This is a genomic window from Treponema sp. OMZ 790 (assembly GCF_024181285.1).
Classification (GTDB): Bacteria; Spirochaetota; Spirochaetia; order Treponematales; family Treponemataceae; genus Treponema_B.
In genome coordinates this window covers 1,008,152-1,032,584 of the sequence record NZ_CP051201.1, presented here as the reverse complement: position 1 = coordinate 1,032,584, position 24,433 = coordinate 1,008,152, and the positions used below count along the sequence as shown (strand labels likewise).

Annotated in this window: 18 protein-coding genes and 8 pseudogenes; 11 read left to right on the top strand and 15 right to left on the bottom strand. The window is 38.1% G+C overall.

Going from position 1 to position 24,433, the window contains the following annotated elements; all coding sequences use genetic code 11:
* Positions 1-14: 14 nt before the first annotated feature.
* From E4O01_RS05065 to gpmA, 3 genes are read right to left on the bottom strand one after another with little or no spacing between them, the layout of a single operon-like run.
* Positions 15-4,517: a 2-hydroxyacyl-CoA dehydratase gene (locus E4O01_RS05065; protein ID WP_253694702.1), complete on the bottom strand. Its 4,503-nt coding sequence runs from the start codon at positions 4,515-4,517 to the stop codon at positions 15-17.
* 19 nt (positions 4,518-4,536) lie between these two features.
* The gene (locus tag E4O01_RS05060) at positions 4,537-6,018 is read right to left on the bottom strand and encodes a M81 family metallopeptidase (protein ID WP_253694701.1); all 1,482 of its coding nucleotides are present in this window, start codon (positions 6,016-6,018) and stop codon (positions 4,537-4,539) included.
* A gap of 14 nt (positions 6,019-6,032) precedes the next feature.
* Positions 6,033-6,776 (bottom strand): 2,3-diphosphoglycerate-dependent phosphoglycerate mutase, encoded by a 744-nt coding sequence (gene gpmA / locus E4O01_RS05055; protein ID WP_253694700.1) that lies wholly within the window; start codon positions 6,774-6,776, stop codon positions 6,033-6,035.
* 285 nt (positions 6,777-7,061) lie between these two features.
* Here gpmA and E4O01_RS05050 point away from each other — a divergent pair, with 285 nt between their 5' ends.
* The 10 genes and pseudogenes from E4O01_RS05050 to E4O01_RS04995 all read left to right on the top strand — a co-directional run bounded on the left by E4O01_RS05050 (position 7,062) and on the right by E4O01_RS04995 (position 13,152).
* On the top strand, positions 7,062-7,811 hold the full coding sequence (locus tag E4O01_RS05050) for a hypothetical protein (protein WP_253730224.1): 750 nt from the start codon (positions 7,062-7,064) through the stop codon (positions 7,809-7,811).
* Positions 7,769-8,455: a hypothetical protein gene (locus E4O01_RS05045; RefSeq protein ID WP_253730223.1), complete on the top strand. Its 687-nt coding sequence runs from the start codon at positions 7,769-7,771 to the stop codon at positions 8,453-8,455. The genes E4O01_RS05050 and E4O01_RS05045 overlap by 43 nt, the downstream gene beginning before the upstream one ends.
* Before the next feature lie 87 nt (positions 8,456-8,542).
* Positions 8,543-9,196: a hypothetical protein gene (locus E4O01_RS05040; protein ID WP_253730222.1), complete on the top strand. Its 654-nt coding sequence runs from the start codon at positions 8,543-8,545 to the stop codon at positions 9,194-9,196.
* Positions 9,197-9,209: 13 nt separating this feature from the next.
* Complete coding sequence (locus E4O01_RS05035; protein ID WP_253730221.1) at positions 9,210-9,479, top strand: NADase-type glycan-binding domain-containing protein; 270 nt, start codon at positions 9,210-9,212, stop codon at positions 9,477-9,479.
* A 24-nt stretch (positions 9,480-9,503) separates the two neighbouring features.
* Positions 9,504-10,435 (top strand): annotated as a pseudogene (locus E4O01_RS14835) (hypothetical protein).
* Positions 10,436-10,518: 83 nt separating this feature from the next.
* Positions 10,519-10,758 (top strand): hypothetical protein, encoded by a 240-nt coding sequence (locus tag E4O01_RS05020; protein ID WP_253730219.1) that lies wholly within the window; start codon positions 10,519-10,521, stop codon positions 10,756-10,758.
* 309 nt (positions 10,759-11,067) lie between these two features.
* The gene (locus E4O01_RS05015) at positions 11,068-11,241 is read left to right on the top strand and encodes a hypothetical protein (RefSeq protein ID WP_253730218.1); all 174 of its coding nucleotides are present in this window, start codon (positions 11,068-11,070) and stop codon (positions 11,239-11,241) included.
* An 81-nt stretch (positions 11,242-11,322) separates the two neighbouring features.
* Positions 11,323-11,637, top strand: coding sequence for a hypothetical protein (locus E4O01_RS05010; RefSeq protein WP_253730217.1), 315 nt, complete (start codon positions 11,323-11,325; stop codon positions 11,635-11,637).
* Between the two features lie 27 nt (positions 11,638-11,664).
* Positions 11,665-12,204 (top strand): hypothetical protein, encoded by a 540-nt coding sequence (locus E4O01_RS05005; protein WP_253694694.1) that lies wholly within the window; start codon positions 11,665-11,667, stop codon positions 12,202-12,204.
* A 12-nt stretch (positions 12,205-12,216) separates the two neighbouring features.
* Positions 12,217-13,152, top strand: a pseudogene (locus E4O01_RS04995) (hypothetical protein).
* Between the two features lie 125 nt (positions 13,153-13,277).
* Here the strand turns inward: E4O01_RS04995 and E4O01_RS04990 are convergent.
* The 12 genes and pseudogenes from E4O01_RS04990 to E4O01_RS04925 form a co-directional block, all read right to left on the bottom strand.
* Complete coding sequence (locus E4O01_RS04990) at positions 13,278-13,862, bottom strand: DUF3841 domain-containing protein (RefSeq protein WP_253694691.1); 585 nt, start codon at positions 13,860-13,862, stop codon at positions 13,278-13,280.
* Positions 13,863-13,878: 16 nt separating this feature from the next.
* Positions 13,879-14,434 (bottom strand): annotated as a pseudogene (locus E4O01_RS14830) (CinA family protein).
* A 26-nt stretch (positions 14,435-14,460) separates the two neighbouring features.
* Positions 14,461-14,875, bottom strand: a pseudogene (locus tag E4O01_RS14825) (polymer-forming cytoskeletal protein).
* Positions 14,872-16,509, bottom strand: coding sequence for an apolipoprotein N-acyltransferase (gene lnt, locus E4O01_RS04965; RefSeq protein WP_253730211.1), 1,638 nt, complete (start codon positions 16,507-16,509; stop codon positions 14,872-14,874). Before lnt ends, E4O01_RS14825 begins: the two are co-directional and overlap by 4 nt.
* 4 nt (positions 16,510-16,513) lie before the next feature.
* The gene (locus tag E4O01_RS04960; protein ID WP_253730210.1) at positions 16,514-16,705 is read right to left on the bottom strand and encodes an HU family DNA-binding protein; all 192 of its coding nucleotides are present in this window, start codon (positions 16,703-16,705) and stop codon (positions 16,514-16,516) included.
* Positions 16,706-16,883: 178 nt separating this feature from the next.
* A complete protein-coding gene (gene rpsT / locus E4O01_RS04955; RefSeq protein WP_253694686.1) occupies positions 16,884-17,153 on the bottom strand; it encodes a 30S ribosomal protein S20 in 270 nt (89 codons plus the stop codon).
* A gap of 66 nt (positions 17,154-17,219) precedes the next feature.
* Positions 17,220-18,452, bottom strand: a complete 1,233-nt coding sequence (locus E4O01_RS04950; RefSeq protein ID WP_253694685.1) for a tetratricopeptide repeat protein — start codon at positions 18,450-18,452, stop codon at positions 17,220-17,222.
* Positions 18,453-18,530: 78 nt separating this feature from the next.
* Positions 18,531-19,576, bottom strand: a pseudogene (locus tag E4O01_RS04945) (flagellar filament outer layer protein FlaA).
* A 94-nt stretch (positions 19,577-19,670) separates the two neighbouring features.
* Positions 19,671-20,129 carry a GerMN domain-containing protein gene (locus E4O01_RS04940; RefSeq protein WP_253694683.1) on the bottom strand — a complete coding sequence of 153 codons (459 nt, stop codon included), beginning with the start codon at positions 20,127-20,129 and terminating at the stop codon, positions 19,671-19,673.
* Positions 20,130-20,141: 12 nt separating this feature from the next.
* Positions 20,142-21,153, bottom strand: a pseudogene (locus E4O01_RS04935) (N-acetylmuramoyl-L-alanine amidase).
* A gap of 6 nt (positions 21,154-21,159) precedes the next feature.
* Positions 21,160-22,416: pseudogene (pgk, locus tag E4O01_RS04930) on the bottom strand (phosphoglycerate kinase).
* A gap of 10 nt (positions 22,417-22,426) precedes the next feature.
* Positions 22,427-22,804, bottom strand: coding sequence for a VOC family protein (locus tag E4O01_RS04925; RefSeq protein WP_253694680.1), 378 nt, complete (start codon positions 22,802-22,804; stop codon positions 22,427-22,429).
* A 91-nt stretch (positions 22,805-22,895) separates the two neighbouring features.
* Between E4O01_RS04925 and guaA the strand changes: the two are divergent.
* Positions 22,896-24,423, top strand: a pseudogene (gene guaA, locus E4O01_RS14820) (glutamine-hydrolyzing GMP synthase).
* Positions 24,424-24,433 lie beyond the last annotated feature (10 nt).

Here is a 24,433-nt window from a genome sequence, read left to right as displayed (position 1 = left end):
GTACAAAGGACTTCTCACTTTGTTTCATCGGGGTGGAGGCCGGGTTTGGCATTGGCCAGGAGGAGTTTTAAGCGGTTGAGCTGATTTACCTCGCTGGCTCCGGGGTCGAAGTCGATGGCAGAAATATTTGCCTCGGGATAGCGGCGGCGCAATTCCTTTATCATTCCCTTTCCGGTTACGTGATTAGGGAGGCAGGCAAATGGCTGCACGCAGGCAATATTTGAAACTCCCGAATGAATGAGCTCTATCATTTCGGCTGTCAAGAACCAGCCTTCTCCCGTAACGTTACCCAGCTGCAAAATTCCGTCTACAGAATCGGCTAATCTGTATATGCTGTCAGGAGGAGTAAAACGCTTGCTTCGCTTTAAAGCTTTTTTAATCGGCTTTCTGTATCTTTCTATGACCCAGATTGTAAAATTTGCAATGAATCGTTTTTTAAACGAGTAATCGAGATAGGTATTGTGATAGATACCCGAAACGGAAGAATAAAGGAAGAAGTCTAAAAGATCAGGGACGACACATTCCGCTCCTTCCCTCTCGATTGTACTAAAAATATCGTTATTGGCTGCGGGGTGGAATTTAACCAATATTTCCCCTACTACGCCGACCCTCGGTTTTCGTATATTTTTTAAGGGTAGATTATCAAACTCGCTTACAATGCCGTTTATAATTTCCTTATATTTTTTAGAAGACATTTTTTTTAGAGCATCTTTGATAAGGACGGCATATTTTTTATATATCTCGTTTGCAGAACCGGGAACCTTTTCGTAGGGCCGGGTGCGGTAAAGCACCCTCATTAAAAGATCTCCTAAGCACATAGCTTGAGCAACCCTATGCAAAACAGGAAATTTTAATTTAAAACCCGGATTTTTTTCGATGGACTGGGCACTGATACCTATTACCGGTACAAAACCCAAGCCTGCATCTATAAGGGCCCGCCTTATAAAGCCTATGTAGTTTGTGGCCCGGCAGCCTCCTCCGGTTTGAGTAATCGCCAAAGCTGTGGTGCGTAAATCGTAGCGGCCCGATTTTAGAGCTGCTATCATCTGTCCTGCAACTATGATGGCAGGATAACAGGCATCATTGTTTATATACTTTAAGCCGTACTCTACGGCAGTTTGATCGATTTCGGTAAGAATTTCAAGGTTATAGCCTGAGTGCGAAATAGCGGCACCTATAAGGTCAAAATGAATGGGAGACATCTGAGGGGCTAAAATAGTGTATCGTTTTTCCATATCCTTTGAAAAAACTATGCGCTCATAGGCCGAGCTTTTTCTTGTTAAAGAAAGTTTATGCCTCTTTCTTTCCTTGACAGCAGCCAAAAGACTACGTACTCTTATTCTCACGGCTCCGAGGTTTGAACCCTCATCTATTTTTATGAGGGTGTACATCTTCCCCTTTGACTCAACTATTTCCTGAACCTGATCGGCCGTTACCGCATCCAAACCGCAGCCGAAGCTGGTAAGCTGTATAAATTCCAGATTATCTTGAGTTGCAGTAAAGTTTCCGGCCCTATAGAGACGGTTATGATAAGTCCACTGATCTACGACACGCAAGGGCCGCTCTATTTTTCCTAAGTGGGCAACCGAGTCCTCGGTTAAAACCGCAAGACCGAGACCGTTGAGCATTTCAGGGATGCCGTGGTTTATTTCGGGGTCAAGGTGATAGGGACGGCCTGCAAGCACAATGCCTTTAAGATTTTTTTCTTTCATTATGCGTAAAACCTCTTCTCCCTTCTCCTCCGTTTCCTTTTTAAAGCCTTCTTCTTCGGTCCATGCCGCATTAACGGCAGTCATTATTTCTTCCAAACATATCGAAAACTTTGCACCCAGCTCCTCATGAAGACGATCTATCAATCGGTTCTTGTCATAATAGGGTAAAAAGGGATTTAAATAAATTATATTTGCATCCTGCCTTAGAACATCGATATTGTTTTTTAAAACCTCAGGATAGCTTGTAACAATGGGACAGTTATAATGGTTTCCGGCTCCGTCATCTTCTTTTTTCTCGTAAGGAATACAGGGATAGAAAATATTTTTTACGCCTAATTTTAAGAGGGCCTCAATATGACCGTGAGCTATCTTTCCGGGATAACAAACCGATTCGGACGGAATAGATTCAAGACCCATCTCGTAGGTTCCTCTGGTTGAGCGGGGAGAAATTCTAACCGAAAATCCCAGCTCAGTAAAAAAGGTAAACCAGAACGGATAGTTTTCGTACATGTTTAAAACCCGCGGAATTCCTATCTCGCCCCGTGGAGCTTCATTTTTGGGAATGGGTTTATATTTAAAAAGCCTCTTATACTTCCAGTCAAAGAGGTTGGGTATATCTTTTTTATTTACGCCTCCTTGATCCTTAACGGAAACTTGAGATGAACACTCTTCAAGTCCGCTGTTTTTGTCGAGTTCAGCACCGCGTTCACATCTGTTTCCCGTAATAAATCGCCGTTTTACCCCGCAAATATCGAAGGTGTTTACGGTTAAAAGGCAGTTATTTGGGCATTTGGGACAGCGCAATAAATCAAGCTTTACCTTAAAATTTTCCAAGCCTTCCATATCGGCAATGTTCGATCTTATTTTTCCTTCAGAAAGATTTTCTTCGTCAAGGTCATGCCATTGATCTTTTGCAATTAAGGCAGCTCCGTATGCACCCATAAGCCCTGCGACATCCGGGCGGACAGCCTGTCTTCCCGAAACAAGCTCAAAAGCACGCAAAACGGCATCGTTATTAAAGGTTCCGCCCTGCACTATAACCTTGCTTCCTACCTCGGAGGCATCGCGCAATTTAATAACCTTAAAGAGGGCATTTTTTATAACGGAATAAGAAAGACCTGAAGAAATGTCTCCTACCGAGGCTCCTTCTTTTTGAGCCTGCTTAACTCGGCTGTTCATAAAAACCGTGCATCGTGTACCTAAATCTACGGGTTTTTCGGCAAGAAGAGCCATGCTCGCAAATTCGCTTATGCTCATTCCGAGGGATCGGGCAAAGTTATCCAAAAAGCTTCCGCAGCCTGAGGAACAAGCTTCATTCAGCTGAATAGAGCTTATGGCTCCGTTTTTCATGCGGAGGCACTTCATATCTTGACCGCCTATATCCAAAAGGAAGTCTACTCCGGGTAAAAAGAATTCTGCGGCACGGTAGTGTGCGATCGTTTCAACCTCTCCTGCATCTACACCCAAAGCAGCCTGAAAAAGCCCCTCCCCATATCCTGTAGAAACGGAGCGGGCTATATAGGCTTTTGGAGGAAGCATTTTGTAAAGGTCTTTTAAAACCCTTACTGCAAGTTCGACAGGGTTTCCTGCATTTACGTCATAAAAACGCCAGAGAATTTTTCCTTCCCCATCAATTAAAACGGCCTTGGTGGTAGTTGAGCCTGCATCAAGCCCTAAAAAGACGGGGCCGGAAGCAGAGGAAATATCGGCCGGGGGAGCTTTTTCCTTTGCATGCCTTATCCTGAAAGTCTCAAGTTCTTCTTCATTTTTAAAAAGAGGAGGAAGGCGCTGAACCTCGGGCATCTCGGAAGAAGCTATCTTATAAATATCTTTTTTGAATTTTGAAAGTTTTATAAAATTCGGTTCGGCTTCAACTTCTTCTTCAAAAATAAGAGGAGATTTGCATTCGCTCTTTTTTGAAGAAGTTTTAAACCGGGCCTTTTTTAGGTCCAAGAGAGCAGGCCGGTTAAAGGGAGAGCTTGAGGCCTTGGGTATCTTAAAGCCTCCGGCAGCACTCAAGGCTGCCCCCATGGCTACAAAGAGCTCGGAATTTTCAGGCGTGATAATTTCATCATCTTTAAGTTTTAAGGTTTCGATAAACCTGTGCCTTAACTGATCCAAAAAATGTAAGGGGCCTCCCAAAAAAGCAACCTTTCCGCGGATGGGTTTACCGCAGGCAAGCCCCGAAATAGTCTGGCTTACTACAGCTTGAAAGATACTGGCTGCTATGTCTTCTCTTTTTGCCCCCTCGTTTATGAGAGGCTGAACGTCGGTCTTGGCAAAGACTCCGCAGCGGGCGGCTATAGGGTAAATGGTCTTAGCATTTTTTGCAAGCTCGTTTAAGCCCAAGGCATCGGTTTCCAAGAGGGCGGCCATCTGGTCTATAAAAGAGCCCGTACCTCCTGCACAGGTTCCGTTCATTCTTTGCTCGATATTGGCGTGCTCAAAATAAGTAATCTTTGCATCCTCGCCGCCGAGTTCTATTATAACATCGGTGTGAGGAATTATTTTTTTTACGGCGGCAGTTGAGGCTACGACCTCTTGAATAAAGGGTATATTGAGCCAGTGCGAAACGGCAAGCCCTCCTGATCCCGTTACAATGAGGGAGAGCTCTACATCTTCTCCGTATTTTTTTTCGACAGCTTCAACAGCAAGTTCGCAAACGGATATAATAGTTGTCCGTATATCGGCCCTATGCCTTTGATACTTACTGAACAAAACCGTTCCGTCATCTTCTAAAACAACAACCTTTACGGTTGTCGAGCCGACATCGATTCCGAAACGCAGCACACTCTCTCTATTCATAACACCAACCGATTTTAAATTATAATTTTATATCCATGTCCTTATCCAAGGGATATATTGGACGCGGAGTTTGAGGGTAATCCAAGGTTTCCAAGACCTCGTTTGAACAGCCCTTAGATTCCGCCAATATCGCCCTCTTTGCTATTTTTTGAAAACAGGGTTCCAAATAACCCAGCTTTACGATAACTATACAATAATCTTCTGCGTTTACACCCAAGGCAGGCAAGAGCTCATCATCCCCGAAGCCTATGTGATTTGAGGTTAAAACTATTCTTATGTCTTCCATTTCGACAAAAGCCAATCGGGAATCATAAACGCCGTAGTTTTTTACAAGTTTTAAAACCTTTACGGGGCAAGGAATTTTTTTGCCGTTGATTTTATCCCATGTTCCGCCTATAGTTATTTCTAAGGAAGAGCCCTCCCCTGCCTCAAAGCATTTTTCAACGGCAGCCTTATCAAAAAATCCTGAATAAAGCACCTTAGTGGGTAGAGCTTTTAAAGCTTCTTTTTGTTTTAAAAGGGCCTCAAAGCACTCGGTGGAATCCCCCGTAGAACCGGCTGTAGGATTATCTCCCGAATCGGAGACAAAGACGGGGCCTTCTTTATTTTGCACTACAGATTCAACAGCGGTTTTTATTGAAGTAAAGGAATCATAATGCTCTACCTTAAATTTAAAATTATGACGCTCGGCCCAAAATTCCTTGGCTATCTTTAAGGCTGCCCTGTCTGCAAGGGCCTGATCGTTTAAGGCAGTTGTTACAATGTTTACTCCGTTATCCTTGCTGTCTGCCCACGGAAAGCCCAAAAGAACGGAGGCGGCAAGCAAGCCATTTTCCTTTTCGGCCTCGACACAAGAGGCGATTAAACTCTTCATAGGCTCGGCGGCGGTTTCGCTTTTTTCTCCTGCCACCAGCATGGGGATTTTTACCCTTCCTATACAAAGTTTATTTGAAGGCTCTAAGGCAGCTTTTAAAAGTTCGGCTGCATGGACACCGGTTTCATAGCAGTCAATATGAGGAGCGGTTTTATAACCTACGATACCGTCACAATATTTAATCATCTCATCGGTTACGGTAGCATGCATGTCCAAAGCTGTCGTTAAAGGAATATGGGGAAGCTTTTCGCGGATTGCTTTTAAAAGGTCTCCTTCGGCAGGTCCTATTTTTTGAACCTTTAAAGAACCGTGAAGGCCTAAGCAGATGCCGTCAATCGGAGCTTCTAAAAGAGCCTTATCTATATAGGCTAAAAATTCTTTTTTAAGCTCGGTATATAGATTATAATCCACCAAGCCGTTCGGAACAGCCCTTGCAACTACGGCAGGTACTGCCTCCCAGCCCCATTTTTGAATAGTTTCGATAATTCCGGTAGAAGAGTAATAGGGTTTTAAACCTTTTGTTAAAACTTCTTCTCCTCTAAAAATAACAAAATCTTCAATACCCGTAATAATAGGATTAAAGCTGTTCGACTCGTGATTTATGCATCCTACTAAAATTCGCTTCATTTTATATTCTTACCTTATTTCTTTTTTCCTTGATTTGCAACTGCATTTATTTTTGCGTTTATTTTTTCTTGGTCTCCCAGATAGCGTTTACTCATAACCTTAAAATTCTTATCGAATTCGTAGACCAAGGGAACGCCTGTCGGAATATTTACGGAAATGATTTCTTCATCGCTTAAATTTTCAAAGTACTTGACCAATGCCCTGAGGGAGTTCCCATGGGCTGTTATAAGAATTCTTTTTTTTTCAAGCATTTGAGGCTTTATAGTCTCTTCAAAAAAAGGAACGGCTCTGGCTATGGTATCTTTTAAGCTTTCTGTTAGGGGAAGCTCTGATTTTTCAATTCCCCTGTATTGTTCCTGTAAATAGGGACAACGCTTATCTCCTCCTTCCAAGACAGGAGGGGCAATATCAAAGGATCGGCGCCAAATTTTTACCTGATCCTCTCCGTATTTTTCGGCCGTTTCTGCCTTGTTTAAGCCCTGCAAGGCCCCGTAATGTCTTTCATTAAGCTTCCAAGTTTTTATGACGGGAAGCCATTCTCTATCCATCTCATTTAAAATATGATTGAGTGTGTGGATTGCCCTTTTTAGATAAGAAGTATAACAGATGTCAAAATCAAAACCTTCTTTTTTTAAATAGACTCCGCCCTCCTTTGCTTCTTCTACACCCTTTTCGCTTAATTCCACATCCGTCCATCCGGTAAATAAATTAAGCTTGTTCCATTCACTTTCGCCATGCCTGACCAAAACCAATTTCATATAGTCCTCCAACTAAGGTTAATATTATACAATAGGTGTCATAGTGTCAAGAGAGAAAATAATTTTATTTAAATTCTGCAAAATTTTATAAATATTATTCAAAAATGAGTAAAAATATCCCAAAAAAAGACAAAATATAAAAAATTATATTTTTTTTGAAAAAGTAGTCTTGTTTTTAATTAAAAGCTATAATATAATGGAAGCAGGAGGAAAATTAAGTAATTTCCAAAAGCTTCCATATTTTCTATGCATGGAAAAAATATTTTTTTTACAAGGAGAAAATTTATGGAAAGTTGGAAAAATTCTTATTACTTAAGAGATTTAGATGATTTTATAATCTCCGGCAGTAACGGCGGAAGAAATGATTCTGAAGCCAAAGTCGGGCATTCGCCTTTTATACCTATAACGACAGCGAATGATGATAATGTGGGAGAACTGGATCCCGAAAACCCCAATCCGGTTAAACCGCCGGCTCGGGGAACTAAACCCATAGACACAGAACCTGCACCTGATAATCCGCCGGGCAATGGCAATACCCCTGGAGACACTGATGACAATCCTATTGAACCTAATCCAAATAATCCGCCGATCAAAAAGCCGAAACCGGCAGAGCCGACACCTACTCCGCCCCCGGAACCGGCACCGACTGACCCTAAACCGGGACAGGATGAAACACAGCCTCCAGAAAATGACGGAGGCGGCAACGGTAGAAATGATGGTGACGATCGTGACGGTGATGATGACTCAATAGAACGCGGAGATCACCGGGATGATGATGACAATAATTCCAATTCAGGTACAGGCGGCGGAAACGGCAACAACGGAGAAAATCAACCCCCTGCTGCCGGAAACACCGGCAACAATGGGAATACCGGGAACCAAACAACTCCATCACCGGCAGACACAAAATCATCTGCCGGCCCTAATACCGGAAATGGAAGGAATAAAGACATCTTATCACCAAGAGAGAGAAAAGCAGCATTGCTAGCAAAATGGATACTGATTTTGCCAGTCAAGTTGAATCTAGTTGGTTAAATGGAAAAGCCATTGCCGTAGATAAACAGCTCAATGACTATTCAAGCCCAATTATTGCTATCGATGTAAATGGCAGGTATATCGAAATGAATAATTTTAATGTTGACGGTATGGATATTTCAATTAAGCGTGAGCATGACGGGTATGGAAACGAATTCGATTCTGTCAGGACTATTGAAAGCTTAAAATTGGCCAGCGGTCAGGTTGTAAAATGCAATATTCAGGACATGGTTGGTGCTAATGCGGAAAGTAAAGCCTTTGCCGATAAACATGAAGGTATGACCTTACCTGACGGTAAATATTATTTTACGGCAGAAGACCTGACAGAGCAAGCAGATGGTACATATAATTCAATAAAATTTGCAAATACGTTGAGGCTGCAAACTAAGGATACAAACATTCCTAAAAATATTAGGGATGATATAAATTCCAAATACTATCTTTTTCATGCTACCGAATATAAAAAAGGTTTTATACCGAAAGACGGCGGGAATAGAATATGGATTAATCCTTGGTCTGCAGGGTGTATTTCGTCCATAACAGGAGGACAGTCCACACATGATGATTTTATGAATATGCTGACAGGAATCACTCCCGAAAATATCAGCGTTACCATAACATCTAAACGGCATGTAGATATATAATTATTTACTATCAACATTTTCCGGACAGGTTAAAGACCTGTCCGGTTTTAAAAAATTACTTAAAAACTTTTATAAGGAGAAAAGAAAATGTTTTTAAAAAGTAAAATCGGTTTATTTAAAAAAAGTTTATTTTTATGTCTTTTTTTAATTATGGGTAGTTTTGCCGTAGGGCAAAACTTTGATTTGGCAGGATTCGGATATACGGATACGGTACCATGCCCCTATTTTATTGAATTCCAAAAAGGAAACGAGATTGAAATAAGCTGGTATAATGCAAATCAGAAAAGAGTAAAAAAAATCTATACTTACAAAAAAAAGTATATAGGCCGCTTTCCCTTATTTGAATTGAATGCCGATATGCCTGAAGACCTATATGCAGGACTTAATACCGAATCAAAAAACTATTACGGAAATAAATTTATGCTTTTAACGGGATTGGCGAAAAAAACTTTGGGAGAAAATAAAGACGGTATTGTAGGACTGGGTATGCTGCCCGCACGCAAGGGTAAAAAAGCTTCAGACTTTTTTTCTGATTTTCCCATGGGAGGAACAGGAGAATATCCTTGTTTTAATTATGAAAATGTAAGTTCGTATTTTGTCGAAGAATCAAAAGAAGGAAAAAGAGAGTATAAAATAGAAAATTTATCAATTATGGAACAGGATACCCCTTGGGTAGAAGGCGTAGACGGCTGGGGTATAGGAGAGACATTTACAATAAGCACCAAAACATGTCTTTTATAAATACATACTCTTGATGAACGGCTATATTTCAGCTTCAAATCCTAAACTTTATGATGAAAACGGAAGAATTAAAAAGATAATGGTTGAGGGTCTTACAAGCGGCAAGAAAAAAGAATTCACCGTAAAGGATACACCCCATCCTCAAACTGTGGACATAAGTTTTTTACCCGAACAAGAAGATGTTAAGATTACCATATTGGATGTGTACAAGGGTACAAAATACGAGGACACGGCTATTCATTTTATGATTTTGTGGAGAACCGAAGTTATCCCTTACGAATAAAACTTTTATAAGGAGATGAAGAAAATGTTTTTAAAAAGAAAGATCGGTTTATTTAAAAAAAGCTTATTTTTATGTCTTTTTTTAATTATGGGCAGCTTTGCAATAGGGCAAAACTTTGATTTGGCAGGCTTCGGATATACCGGCGGAGTTCCACTTGGTTATTTTATCGATTCAAAAGGAAATAAGATCGAAATAAGCTGGTATAATGCAAAAGAAGAAGAGGTAAAAAAGGTCTATACTTACAAAAAAAAGTACATAGGCCGTTTTCCATTATTTGAATTGAATACCGATATGCCCGATGACCTATATGCAAACCTTGATCCTCAATCAAAAGAATATTTAGGCAATAAATTTATGCTTTTAACGGGCTTGGTAAAAAAAGCTTGGAAAGAAAACGAGGATGATATTATAGGTCTTGGCATGCTGCCTGCACAAAGGGTAAAAAGCAGAAGGCTTTTTTACAAGATTTCCCTCAGGGGGCTCAGGAGAAACACCTTATTTTTACTATGAAAATGTAAGTTCTCATCTTGTCGAAAAATCAAAGGAAGGAAAAAGAGAATACAAGATAGAAAATCTATGCGACATGAGAGAAGACACTCCTTGGGTAGAAGGTGTAGACGGCTGGGGTATAGGAGAGTCCTTTGTTATAAAAACATGGAAGAGCAGTGATGATAAATACATTTTACTGATGAACGGTTATATTTCAGCTTCAAATCCTAAACTTTATGATGAAAACGGAAGAATTAAAAAGATAATGGTTGAGGGAGTTACAAGCGGCAAGAAAAAGATTCACCGTAAAGGATACACCCCATCCTCAAACTGTGGACATAAGTTTTTTACCCGAACAAGAAGATGTTAAGATTACCATATTGGATGTGTACAAGGGTACAAAATACGAGGACACGGCTATTCATTTTATGATTTTGTGGAGAACTGAGGTTATTCCTTACGAATAAAACTTTTAATAAGGAGAAAAGAAAATGTTTTAAAAGAAAAATCGGTTTATCGAAAAAAGTGCATTTTATGCCTTTTGTTAGTTGTGGGTAGTTTTGCAGCAGCTCTTAATGCGGCAGAAAAGGCAGAATCTGTAATTAGCGATGAACCTTTTATTTATAAGGACTTGCCTCTTATTCCGTGGAAAAATACACCAGAGACGAAATTGAAAAAATTGGGTAAACCTGATTGGCATGAAGACAATCCGGGAGGTTGGTGTCGTTCTTATGAGGATAAGATTGTTTTAATTTTGACCAAGAGAATTCATTTGATGGGTTTGTTTTAAATATCCCGAAAAATAAAAGGCTTAAATATCTATGGATTATTCATATCAAAAGATGACAATCATTCAAGCATAGTCAAAAAACTAATAGAGCTCAAAAGAAACTTTAATGTTATTTATAAAGCAAATCATAGAGATCTTGAATTCAAAGTTAGATTTAAAATAAATTGGAAATGTTCTCTTAGTAATTTATTGTTCAACTTCAAATAAACAAGAAGTAACATATGTAAGCCTTTGGTATGTGGATTAAGCTGTCGCTAAAAATATGCATGATTTAAAAACTAATTAAAACTTTTACAAGGAGAAAAGAAAATGTTATTAAAAAGAAAAATCGGTTTATCGAAAAAGTGCATTTTATGCCTTTTGTTAGTTGTAGGTAGTTTTGCATCAGCTCTTAGTGCGGCAGAAAAGGCAAAGTTCATAGTCAATGATGCTCCCTTTATATTTAGAAATCAAAAGTTAATTCCGGGTAAAAATATACGTTAAAAGACTTGGAAGCAAAAATAGGTAAAGCTTTGGAGTTGCAGATAAGGCAAAACTTCTGAGGTTATTTATAAAGAGGAAAGATTGATATTCATGTTTGACCGTCAAAATTATTTTTGCGGATTTGAATTTTTTATAACAAATGAAGATACGGATCCGATTGTAATATATGATCTAGAAATAAGACCGGATGATACATATAATAGTATCCAAAAAAAAATAAAGGCTCTTAAAATCACATACAATCTTTATGAAAAAGAAGGTACTAATCCCATGATAGATATGGACTTTATCAGCAAAAAATTCGGAAAAGTAAATATAACAATTATATGTGCTGAGTCTGGAAGGCAGCCTGTACTCATGGCCACAGCACTGTATATGGATCTTATTCATGAATAAAATATTCATTATAAGGAGATAAAGAAAATGTTTTTAAAAAGAAAAAATAATATTTTTATTTGTGCTTTGTTTTGTATTTTTTTAATACAAATATATTCAAATGATATCAGTGAAGTTAAAATCGCCGATGGCACCATTATAGTGCAGGGAAAAGAATTCAAATTTAATTCGGTACTTAGCAAAAAAGATATTGAAAAGAAATTCGGTAAGCCGACATTTTACAAACATACACCCGGAAGATTCAATATTATGTATGAGGATGATGGATTTATAATTACTCTAACCAATGACGGCATTTTCGAACATATAGGTTTCGATCTTGAGATTTTTCATAAGGTTGATATAAAAGGGCTTATTATCGAAAGAAATGATACATACTCACAAATTATTAAAAAGATTAAAAACAAGAAACTGGAGTTTACCGTTATGGAGCCTAAAAAAAATGATATTTCTATAATAGTAAAATTTTATAATAAAAATATAGGAAATACACAACTTGATATTTGGCTTCCCGATAAGAAAAATGGTAAGATTTTAGGGCTTTTCTATTCATATATAAAACAGTAAGGAGAAACGAAAATGTTTTTAGAAAGAAAGATCGGTTTATTAAAAAAAACTTCACTTTTGTGTCTTTTTTTAATTATGGGTAGTTTTGCAATAGGGCAAAACTTTGATTTGGCAGGCTTCGGATATACGGATGGACCTCCTGTTGCTTATTTTATCGAATTCCAAAAAGGAAACATGATTGAGATAAGCTGGTATAATTCAAAAGAGCAAGAGGTAAAAAAAATCTACAAGTACAAAAAAAAAGTACGTAGGCCGCTTTCCTCTATTCGAATTGAATGCGGACATGCCTGAAGACCTATATGCAAATCTTGATCCCGAATCAAAAGAATATTTAGGCAATAAGTTTATGCTTTTAACGGGCTTGGCAAAAAAAGCTTGGGGAGAAAATGAGGACGCTGTTATAGGCCTGGGCATGTTGCCTGCACTCAATGGTGAAGAAGCATCAGATTTTTTTACAAGATTTCCTATGGGAGGAACAGGAGAGTATCCTTTATTCAATTATGAAAATGTAAATTCACATCTTGTTGAAGAAACAAAAAAAGAAAAAAGAGAGTACAAGATAGAAAACCTATCTGATATGAACCAAGATACTCCTTGGGTAGAAGGAGTAGACGGTTGGGGTATAGGAGAATCCTTTGTTATAAAAACATGGAAAAATAGTGATGATAAATACATCCTCTTGATGAACGGTTATATTTCAGCTTCAAACCCTAAGCTTTATGATGAAAACGGAAGGATTAAAAAAATATCTGTTGAGGGTGTTAAAAGCGGAAAGAAAAGAATTACCGTAAAAGATACGCCTCATCCTCAAACTGTCGATATAAGCTTTTGCCGGAACAAGAAGATGTTAAGATTACGATATTGGATGTGTACAAGGGAACAAAGTACGAGGACACTGCTATTCATTTTATGATTTTGTGGAGAACTGAGGTTATTCCTTACGAATAAAAGACTTGGAGGAGTCTTACGAAAAACAGTATTCCATATTTATAATTTCAGTTCAACACTTAAAATCACGGCAGTTTCTAATAGAAGCTGCCGTTCTTTTTTTCATGTATATTAAAACAAAAAAATTACGGAATAGGTTCTCCGATATTCACTATAGTTTTTATCCATTCTTTTTTAATCTGCCAGATATTTGCCTGAACTTTAAAAATATTCCATTCATCAATATCAAAAATTCTTGTCCAACTGTCCATGATTATTTTAACTTCTTGCGGAAATTTTCCCTTATATTTCCCGGTAAAAAATTCAAAACCGTTATCAAAACCTCTTTCTTTTAAATGAGCCTTGTAACTTTTATGATCCTCTTCATCCAAAGGAATATAATGGTGATTTAAAACATAATCCCATTTTGTACCGTCAAAATAAATAACTTCGTCTTCAGGTACATCCAAAACATAAACAATAGTATTTTCAATCGGATGAAGACAATTTTCGTTGCTTATTGAACACCACACCGGAAGTTCTACATTTTCAGCTTTTGTAACGCGCGTAGAAGCTTCTTTTACAAAATATTTATAACAATCTAAAATATAATCCGACATATCATCAAACTGTTCTTTAACATAAGAAATTTTATTTGTAAAACATCCTAATTCTTCAATTTCTTTTAACGAACGAATATCTTGTCTTGTATAAAGTCTTATCTTTTTCATAACTTGTGTATGATTATCAATTTTTTATCAATGATAGAACATGTAAAAAAGCTTTATTTAAAGTTTGTTCTCTCACCTCATCCCTTGAACCCGAAAATTTATAAAAATGAGTATCAAATAAAAGAGAAGATTTTTCGACTTTTTTTAAACCGTTTTGAATTTTAAAATTCAAGTTTTTAGAATCAAAAAGAGCAGAAGACACATATACAGTTCCGGCCGGATGGCCTTCAAGACTCGAAGGGCCGGCCGCTCCGCTTACGGCAATAGAAACTACAGAAATCAGACGGAAGAAGCCGCTAAAACGTATTAACGGCTCCCAAGTTCATGGCTTCTACGGTTTGAGCACTCACAAGGCCGAAGTTTTTTAAAATCATAGGGTCTACATCTAAAAGTTCAATTTTTGCCTGAGGCGTATATACCACATAGCCGCCCCAAAGAACTTCGGACGCACCCGGAATTTTTGTAAACTCCGAAGATATTAAACCTCCGGTCAATGATTCGCAGGTTATAAGTTTTATGTCTCTTTCTTTTAGAACAAAAAAAACTCTTTTTACAAGTTCAAAATCAATCACTCAGCTTTACCTTAAAAGCTTTTAAATTATTGACGGCTAAGCTGTTCTTTAAGCTGCTCCGACTTTATCGAAAAAAAGTGTTTTTCGGGAACACCGGTATTTTTAATCATTCTGACAGAGCCCTCAAAAGAAACCTTGTCGGCTATTCTTAACTTCCCGGCTGTAATATCGCCTTTAACGGAACATCCGGATTTTAAATCAACTTTATCGGCAGCAGAAAGGCCCGACAACAGAGCCTTCAACGGTAATAGAAGCAGCCTTTACATACTGAACTCTGCAATCGGCACTTTTTGACACATGTAAAGAACCTTGAGAATCTATGGCACCGATAAATTTACCTTCAATTTGCAAACTTTCAGAAAATTTCATCACTCCGTCAAAAACGGTTTCTTTACCTAAAACCGTCACATTCTTTTCTTTATATTTATTATTCCGTTTCATTTAACCTCCGAATTTTTCTCGATAAATTTATTCACTATGATAAAGCACAAAATCATAATTGAACCTATTGTGCAAAATACTCCGAAAAAATCACCAAAATAAGAGTAAACCGTTTTATATCCTTCTGTCAAGACGGGTACATCTGCAATTAAAATGTCCTTTGTAAACGGAGCCGCCATTTTTTTTATGCTGCCGTTTTGATCGATAAAAGCCGTTTGACCGGAACTTGCAGCCCGCAATACGGGTATGCGATTTTCCGCAGATCTAAAAACGGCCATAGCCAAATGCTGGTATTGGCTTACAAGGCTTCTTGCCCAAGCATCATTTGTAAGATTAATTATGATATTTGCACCGTTTTTTGAAAAATCCCTTGAAATATAGCCGAAGGTATCCTCAAAACAAATTGGCACTCCGATTTTTAAATGATTAAACTCAAGAAGATTTGCTTTATCTCCTTTTTCCCAAAAATGAGTATCATTTTCTTTTAAGAATCGATAAATACCGGGAAAAAGTTTTTGATAAGGAAAATGTTCCGTAAACGGAACCAAGTGTCTTTTTCGGTATACTTGAGGCTCAGGAGGTAAAACATTTTTTTTTGGAGTAAAGAGTAAGGCAGCATTATAGTCAAGCCTCTTATCTTCAAGATCATCAAAATTGTTATCTAAAAATTTTTTATCCAAAACACCTTCATCATTTCCTATTAAAAAAGAAACTTTTTGATTATCCAAAAAATGCAGTAATTCCCGCACCAAAAGAGAATTGGGATTAGAGGTTGAGGTGTATTTATAATGCCATCTTATCATGGGAATAAAAGCAGTTTCCGGCCAAACTACTAATTCCAAATCAGGAAAATATTTTATGGCTTTTTCAGATAAATCTTTCAGTTCTTCATAATTATTTCTATAAACTTCCAAATTTCCAAGCCATGGGTCTCTATTAGGCTGGACAAGAGCAATCTTTGTTTTTGGAATTTCTGAAAGATTTATCTTTGTAAAAATTCCGTATAAAATAAAAGCGAAAAATGTTCCCAGCCAAATCATCATAGGCAAGTTATATTTTTTAAAAACCGGCCAAACCTTTCTTTCTTTAAAAAAATCAAAAATTATTGCAGCCGTACAAGCTGAAAAGAAAATAACCAAAAAAGAAATTCCCCAAACTCCAAATATGGAAGATACTCTGATTAAGACGGAAAAGCGCCATTGACTATAGCCCATTATACCGTAACAATAACCCAAAAAGCCTAAAGTACTTAGATACTCAAAGGACACCCATACTATCGTTTGAAAAATAAAACCGTATTTCGGAAGATAAGAATCGATTATTTTTAACATAAAAAATAAAATCGAATACATTACGGAGTATTTTGCAATAATTACATAAATCGCAATAGGATGAAAAAACATTATCCAAAAATTAAAAATAAAATATGAAAGAGCTCCCGAAAATGCTCCCCAAAAAAATGAAAATTTAAGACGGGTTCTTTTAATCAATAAAAAAAACGGAATAAGGGCTATGTAAGCTAAAAAACTGAATCCGTTTAAGCATAAATAATTGGGATGAGATAGGGCAAAGAGAATAGCTCCAAAAAGGGCGAGTAAAAGATTTATAAAAAAAGAAATGTGTTTATTTTTCATTATCCTAAAACTCTTTTGTATTTAATTTAAGGAGAGCCTCTTTAAGTTCTTTTCCCGGCTTAAACCTTATTTTACACCTGTCAGCGGTCAAAACTCTTTCTCCTGTTTTAGGATTTCGGGCATTTTTTTTTCCGTGTAAAACCACAAAATCAAAAGAACCTAAACCTCGTATTTCTATGGGAGTTCCCTTTTTCAAAGAAGAGACAATTCCTCCAAAACAGATTTGTTATACCTGTAATCTGCTTAAGTTGATATTGAGGATTATTTCTATAAACGGAATCTATTATGTCTACCTTCGACAGTTTTTTTTTCATCTTTTTAAATTATAAAAAAATACCGCAATACCGGATAGGTTTTGCGGTTTTCCTTCATTTTTATTTTGCTGCAAATGAAGCATTATACAAGAGCTGCATTCTTGACTTTTTGCGGGCTGCCGAATTCTTTGTTAAAATTCCCTTTCTGGCTGCCGAATCAAGCTGACTGGAAAGCTCGCGAAGTAAGGCTGCGGCAGTTTCTGCATTAGCGGCATGAACAGCCTCAGTATACTTTCTTGCTGTTGTACGTACTTCACTCTTTGCAGAGCGGTTTCGCATTCGGCGAACTTCACTCTGGTTATGTCTTTTAATCGCAGATCGATTTTTCATTTAAGGTACCTCCGTAATTAATTTAAAACTATAGTTATTGTATATGACATAATACAGCCGCTTAGATTACACCATATCAATTTTTTTTGCAATAGCTATGCGCAATTTTTTTGCATCTTCTTCAGCCAAGCCAAGATCCGAGGCGGAATCTAAATCTTTGGCAGCTTCAGGATACAAGGCCAATTTAAAATAGGACAATGCTCGCCTAAAATAAACATGAGCTTGAAACTTATTGATTTCAAGCGATTTTGTAAAATACTCGATAGCTTCATCATCTCTATTTAAGAGAGTTAAAGCTATTCCTACATAGTAAAGAGATCGAAAGTTAGCAGGATTGTATTTACAACTCTGCAAAAAATCTTTATAAGCATCTTCATAGTCAGCTTGAGCAAAATACGCCATTCCCCTATGCTTAAATACGACCGAAAGGACAACATCATTCGGGTTTTGCTCGATTATTTTTGTATAAATTTTTTCTGCCTTATCAAAAAGATTTTGATTATGGGCTTCAATCGCGGCCAAAATCAAATCGTCTATTGTTTCGGCAACCTTCAATTCTCCGCTATGCTCTAAATTATCATGCTGAACAATATCGGTTTCAGGCAAAACCTTTGCCGTATATTCGTCAGCCATCGAATAAAATTCAAAGCGTCTCTTTTCAAGTTCAGTATTAAGCTTGTTTTGATAATCGCGAATTTCCTGAAAAATAATATCAGCCAAACTCAAACTTGCGTTTATCGAAGCAAGCTTTCTTTTTAGGGGTTGATCAAAGGGAGAAAACTCCGACTTATATACCAGCTCATGTTCAACCTCTGCCCAAGCATCTTGAAGAATTGTTCTAAGCTGGATTTCAAAGATTAAATTTTTAGGTAATACAAGGCCTACCTTAAATTCCTCGGGTATTTCGAGCAAAAAATGAACAGATTCATATCCGAATTCTCTAAAAGTCCTTTCCGAACCTTTGCGCTCTACTTCTATTACTTTAAATTTCTTTAGTAAAATAGTTTCAACTTCATTTATATCCTGTAAAAAAGGACATATGATCCTGACCCCCATAATATCTGTGAGGACAGGTAAATCGGACGTATCACTTTTGGGCGGAAATTTCAACAGTTTCAGATAATAACTGTTAAAACTTTTTACCCTTGTCTTATATGTGGGTGCAGAAGCTATTTTAACAATAGAACGCAAAAACTCTTCTATGCGCACTATCAAAACATTTAAATGAGGCACATAAGAAGAATACATCTCCCTCAATTTCTCTTTTTTAGGGAGCCAAGGAATATCTTCAGACAACATATTTTGGTAAAACCTAACAGGACATCAAACAAAAGCGGCCGAGTCATTATCTCGACCGCTTATGCTAATTTTTAAAACTTATTGTTGTTTCTTTTCGGAACCTTCAGAGGGTGTAAAACCTTCTTCGGTAGCAAGTTTCTCTTGTTCGAGGAATCTTAAAACCTGAACATGTCCGAATTTTTCAACTTCAATCTTCTTTCGTTTCATTTCTCTTTCGGTCTGAATACCCCAAAGATCTTCATCAGCAAAGTCACGTACTGTTGTCAATACTGCTTTGTCATAAATGATTTTAACATCTTTGAAGTATGCGATAGCATCGCCTCCGTCATGAGCTGCATCTCTGGTAATTAAGAAACCTTCGAAAGCAACATGGGGAAGAGAAACAGGATAAACAGGATAAAGTCTCAACTCTCTGGCCTTTACATGTGCAATATAGGCAGGGTTGTTCCAAACGAGCTCTTTCCAACCGTCAAACAAAAGATAACCCATGAAGTATCTTTTTACTTCGTTGTTCTGATCTCTGAGAAGAACATAAAGACCATGGGGGAAGTTCATACCATAAGTATTTACGGCAATTGATTTGATAACGCCGGTATTTCGAACAACACCGTAGCCTTCTTCAAATCTTGATTTTCCTGAAGCCTTATCCTCTTCAGTGGGTTCCTGTAAGTTACCCTGATCGTCAACTTGAGCCATTTTTCGTAAGCAGGAATTAAAATCCGGGTCTAATTTCTGCATTGGCATTGTTTGTCCAAGTCGGGAACAAGATGCGTACACCCATCAACTTCTGACCTGCAGATTTATCGCCTTCAGCTCTTACTTCAGCTTCTTTAACTGTTGAAGTAGCAACAGAAAGAGGGTTCCTAGCAGAAGAATTTAATTTTACTTCCACTGCTCAATGGCCAAAGATGATCTCATCAAAGCTTTTGTTCCTCAGTGTAAGAGGCACCGGCAGCTTGACCGTAATCCATAACGGTTCGTCGGTTTTGAGTCATCTTGCCTGCATCATTTGCAATGATATCGGCATTCAACAGCGCGAAATCAATAATAATCGCTTCTTCAGCAACCGCAACGGCACCCATCAAAAGGAATGCCATAGCTACAAGTATAAATGTTTTTTTCATTCAAAAACTCCTTTTATGCACTTAATTTATGCCCTGTTACTATAAGTATACGTAATAATTCAATTTTGTCAACACTTTTTCTTCATTTTTGACGTTATTTTTTTAATAATTCGTAAATCTCGGTACCTTCTGCAAAAATATAGGCAGCTTTTAAATGTTTACAGTTTGTAAATATATTTTTTTGCAAAAGTTTCCGGATTTCCTCGGAATCCAATTCTTCCTTTATTCCATCAATAAAAGAAGCAGGCAGATCTGCATATAAAATGCCTTCTTTCACAAAACAAGACAAAAGTTTGGAACCGGCCGGAATAAAGGAAAAACAATGATGATTTACGGGACCGAGCATCAATTCTTCAAAAAAAGCGGCTTCGGGTTCCTTTATATTTTGTACCGGAACATAGCGTATTTCGGTATCTACCTTACCTGTTATGGAATTTTTAAAAAAAAGAACATAGCGGTCATGTTTTTTATTTAGAACAGATGTAAAAAGTACAGTTCCTATTATCAATAGTAATAAAAAAGCTAAAACGATCTTTGTTTTTATGTAATTCATTCCATACTCCGATTAATTGTTTTCAAAATTGCTTATAAAAGCCGAAAGTCCATTATATATGCCAAGCGAGCATTTTTTCAAGTAGTCGGGTGAATTTAAAAGCTTAATTTCCGTTTTATTGCTGATAAAACCCAACTCGATTAAAACACTAGGCATTTTTACATTCCTTACCACAAACCATTGGTTCTCGCGTATGCCCCGTTTCGGACTCTTTTTTCCGATTTGAGCATCCAACCCGTCCAAAATGTTTTGAGCCATCAAGATACTTTCCATTGTAAATTCTTCTTCCATCATCGAATTTAAGATAGAATGTATTTCTTTGGGGACAGTTTTTTTATCGACTACTTCACGCCGATATTCAGGCGGAAGATACCAAACTTCAAAACCTGAAGCTCTTGAGTTAAGAGAAGCATTTACATGGACCGAAACATAGAGAATACTTTCATTTTTCTTAAGTTTTACGGAATTTGCCATATTTACCCTGTCTTCGAGGGTAGGATAGACATCTTTATTTCTGGTTAAAAGAATTTTTTTATCGGGATAAGCTTTTTTTAACATCTTGTAAAGGTCAAGGCTTACCTTTAAAGCAACCGTTTTTTCATGGACTACTATTGTTTTGTTATTTTCGGTGTATGAACCGACGCAACCGGGATCTTTGCCTCCATGCCCCGGATCTATCAAAATAACCCCTACCCTATATTTTGTTTCTTTTTGAGGAACTGCAAAAAACGTTTCAAGTTTTTTATACATTTCACCGCTTATGAAGGTAAGTCCGTCTTTTTGATACGGAGGATATGTAAATTCGGCTTTTCCGTTATCGAATACTATAAGACTTTCCCCTACTTTACAGCTCACTTGAGAATTATTTTTCATAAAATCAATTCTTGCGAAAGGGATCCCACGAAATATCAAGATCTAGCTTTCCTGCAGCATCGGTAACCGAAACTCCTGCAGAAAAGGCTTTCAGACAAAGCAAACTTAAGAGAAAATCAAAAAAGGGCTTCTTATTCGTCTTATAACTCATTAAAACCTATACACTGTCAAGACAAGCAATACCCGGCAGAATTTTCCCTTCAAGGAATTCGAGAGAAGCTCCGCCTCCGGTAGACACATGGCTCATCTTATCGGACAGATTAAATTTGTTGACGGCAGCTACGGAATCGCCTCCGCCCACAATTGTAACAGCTCCTTTTTCGGTTACGGATGCTACAAGACGGGCAGTTTCTTCGGTTCCCTTTGCAAAGGATTCAAACTCAAAAACACCGACAGGGCCGTTCCAAACAATAGACTTTGATGAAGATACAATATCTTTATAAAGAGCCAGAGTTTTGGGTCCTACATCCATTCCCATAAGATTATCGGGAATATCGGATGTATCTATTAGAACAGCCTCAGCATTAGGCGAAAAAGTTTCAGAACATATATGATCGATGGGTAAAATTATTTTTACACCCTGCTTTTCAGCCTCATCCAGAAGATTTTTAGCCGTATCTATAAAATCCTCTTCAAACAAGGATTTCCCTATTTTTTTTCCTTGAACCTTTAAAAAAGTATAGGCCATTCCTCCTCCGATTATTAAAGAAGAGGCATTTTTTAAAAGGCTTTCTAAAACCAATCTTGGAAGAAACCTTTGCGCCGCCTATAATTGCAGTCATCGGCTTTGCAGGATTATTTAACATGGGTTCAAGATATTTAATTTCTTTTCCATGAGAAAACCTGCGACACGAACATTTAGGAAGTTCGAAATTTCGGCTGTAGAAGCATGGGAGCGGTGAGCAGTTCCGAAAGCATCATTTACAAACACATCTCCGTAAAGGCTGAGTTCTTTTGCCAAGATTTGCTGTTCGGCCTTTTCCTTTGAGGTTTCTTCTTTGTGGAAGCGGGTGTTTTCAAGCATTAAAATCCCGCCTTGTGGAAGGGATTTTACCTTTTCAAGCTGCCCCATGCATGAAGGAGCAAAATCCACGGGAAGTTTGAGAAGATCGGATAAGTATTCGGCTACGGGCTTCATCCTGTGCTTTCCGGCGACATAGGCATCTTCATCAAAAGCTTTTCCGTCTTTTTCGGCCTTTTCCTTGGCTTTTTTTGTATCTTTTGCAGGATCGCCCAAATGGCTCATCAAAACAAGAGATCTTGCGCCTTGTTCGAGTATATATTTTATTGTAGGAAGGGCGGCCCTGATTCGGGTATCATCCTGCACTACTCCGTCTTTCATCGGAACATTAAAATCGACACGCATTATGACACGTCTATCTTTTAAGTTTATATCTTTTACAGTCTTAATCATAATAAGTCCTTTATTCGTTTTCTTTTTTAAATTCTATAAAGTCTATTTCAACCCCGTTGGGATCTACTGCGGTTAAGATTTTTTTACCGTCCTTTACGGTTCTTGGAGGAGCCGTAATGCGGACATTATTGGCTTTTAAATATTTTTCAGCCTCGCTTATCTGGTCTACCTGAACGGTAAGAGAAAGGCGGCTGCCGTTGTGAGCTTTTGGAACTTCATGACTGATAAGTTCAAGATTCATTCCGCTGTCGGGATCCGTCAAAAAGGCAATTCTTTTTCCGGGAGCGGCCGACATCATATAATTAAAAGTAAATCCGAGCACTTTTTCATAAAACTCAAGTGATTTTTCCATTTCATCCGTGCGGATGGCGACACTGTTTAAAAACATTTTTATACCTCGTTAAAAAAAGTATAACACAATCATTATCATAAGTCAATTGAAGATATATACATCTTGAAAAAAAGACTCATCGGCTAAAATGATTCTTATGAAGATTACGGAAAAGATTTTAATTGTGGATTTCGGCGGTCAATATAATCAGCTCATAGCAAGGCGGGTACGCGACCTAAATGTTTATTCGGATATTGTCAGAGCCTCAAAGACCCTTGATTACATAAAGAAAATAAGCCGATAGGTATTATTTTTACGGGCGAGACCTAACAGCGTTTATGAAGAAAATGCTCCCCTGCCCCCAAAGAAATTTTTGAATTAGGTATTCCGATTTTAGGCATCTGTTACGGTATGCAGGCCATGGCTCATTGCCTCGGCGGAAAGGCCGAAAAAAGCTTAAAAAGAGAATTCGGCAAAACCATAACAAAATTCGACACAGCTTTTCCGCTCTTTAAAAACATAAAGGATAAATCTTCGGTTTGGATGAGCCATGTAGACTGTGTTTCCCGTCTGCCTGAAGGCTTTGTCTCGGCAGCTCAAACGGCAAACACAAAAAATGCAGCCATGGCAAACAAGGAAAAAAAGCTTTACGGTATTCAATTCCATGCCGAGGTTGAACATTCCGAAGAAGGTCAAAATATAATCAAAAACTTTTTATACAATGTATGCGGAGCCAAGGGCGATTGGAACATGAAAAGCTTTTTGGCCGAAGCAATAAAAGATGTAAAAAATACGGTCGGTGACGGCAAGGTGCTTTTAGCTCTATCAGGCGGAGTAGATTCTTCGGTGCTTGCAGCCCTTTTAAACAAGGCTGTGGAAAAACCTGTATCTTTGTGGATCACGGCCTTATGCGCAAAACGAGGGAGATGAGGTAGAGGCAGCCTTTAGAGATGCTCCGATGAACTTTATCCGAGTAAATGCGGAAAGCCGTTTTAGGAAAACTAAAAGGCGTTTCGGATCCCGAAAAAACGCAAGATAATCGGTGAAGAGTTTATCCGCGTTTTGAAGAAGAAGCCAAAAATCGGAACCGTGGACTTCCTTGCCCAAGGCACAATTTATGCAGATATAGTTGAAAGCGGAGCCAAAGAGTTCTGCCGTTATAAAGAGCCATCACAATGTAGGAGGCCTTCCCGATCACATAAGTTTTAAGTCATTGATTGAACCTCTAAAACTCTCTTTAAGGACGAAATAAGAAAGTTAGGCACGGAGCTCGGCCTCCCCGATTATCTGGTACACCGCCAACCCTTCCCGGCCCCGGTCTTGCCATAAGAATCATGGGCGAGATAACCGAAGAAAAGCTCGATATTCTGCGTGAAGCCGATGCTGTCTGGCGAAGCGAACTTGAACGGGCAGACATAAAAAAAGATTTAAGCCAGTATTTTGCCGTGCTTACCTCCACAAAGACGGTCGGCGTTATGGGAGACTTTAGAACATACGACTATACCCTCGCCCTGCGTGCAGTAAAGACCTCGGATTTTATGACAGCCGACTGGGTACGCATCCCTTACGAGGTACTGGACAAGGTTTCTTCCCGTATCATAAATGAGGTAAGCGGCATCAACAGAATAGTCTACGACATAACCTCAAAGCCGCCGGCTACGATTGAGTGGGAGTAGCCTAAAACTA

What these genes read in the sequence shown, in the direction of transcription:
- E4O01_RS05065 (WP_253694702.1), bottom strand. Translation starts at nt 4,517, where the DNA reads ATGAATAGAGAGAGTGTGCTGCGTTTCGGAATCGATGTCGGCTCGACA.
- E4O01_RS05060 (WP_253694701.1), bottom strand. Translation starts at nt 6,018, where the DNA reads ATGAAGCGAATTTTAGTAGGATGCATAAATCACGAGTCGAACAGCTTT.
- gpmA (WP_253694700.1), bottom strand. Translation starts at nt 6,776, where the DNA reads ATGAAATTGGTTTTGGTCAGGCATGGCGAAAGTGAATGGAACAAGCTT.
- E4O01_RS05050 (WP_253730224.1), top strand. Translation starts at nt 7,062, where the DNA reads ATGGAAAGTTGGAAAAATTCTTATTACTTAAGAGATTTAGATGATTTT.
- E4O01_RS05045 (WP_253730223.1), top strand. Translation starts at nt 7,769, where the DNA reads ATGGATACTGATTTTGCCAGTCAAGTTGAATCTAGTTGGTTAAATGGA.
- E4O01_RS05040 (WP_253730222.1), top strand. Translation starts at nt 8,543, where the DNA reads ATGTTTTTAAAAAGTAAAATCGGTTTATTTAAAAAAAGTTTATTTTTA.
- E4O01_RS05035 (WP_253730221.1), top strand. Translation starts at nt 9,210, where the DNA reads ATGAACGGCTATATTTCAGCTTCAAATCCTAAACTTTATGATGAAAAC.
- E4O01_RS05015 (WP_253730218.1), top strand. Translation starts at nt 11,068, where the DNA reads ATGTTATTAAAAAGAAAAATCGGTTTATCGAAAAAGTGCATTTTATGC.
- E4O01_RS05005 (WP_253694694.1), top strand. Translation starts at nt 11,665, where the DNA reads ATGTTTTTAAAAAGAAAAAATAATATTTTTATTTGTGCTTTGTTTTGT.
- E4O01_RS04990 (WP_253694691.1), bottom strand. Translation starts at nt 13,862, where the DNA reads ATGAAAAAGATAAGACTTTATACAAGACAAGATATTCGTTCGTTAAAA.
- lnt (WP_253730211.1), bottom strand. Translation starts at nt 16,509, where the DNA reads ATGAAAAATAAACACATTTCTTTTTTTATAAATCTTTTACTCGCCCTT.
- rpsT (WP_253694686.1), bottom strand. Translation starts at nt 17,153, where the DNA reads ATGAAAAATCGATCTGCGATTAAAAGACATAACCAGAGTGAAGTTCGC.
- E4O01_RS04950 (WP_253694685.1), bottom strand. Translation starts at nt 18,452, where the DNA reads ATGTTGTCTGAAGATATTCCTTGGCTCCCTAAAAAAGAGAAATTGAGG.
- E4O01_RS04940 (WP_253694683.1), bottom strand. Translation starts at nt 20,129, where the DNA reads ATGAATTACATAAAAACAAAGATCGTTTTAGCTTTTTTATTACTATTG.
- E4O01_RS04925 (WP_253694680.1), bottom strand. Translation starts at nt 22,804, where the DNA reads ATGTTTTTAAACAGTGTCGCCATCCGCACGGATGAAATGGAAAAATCA.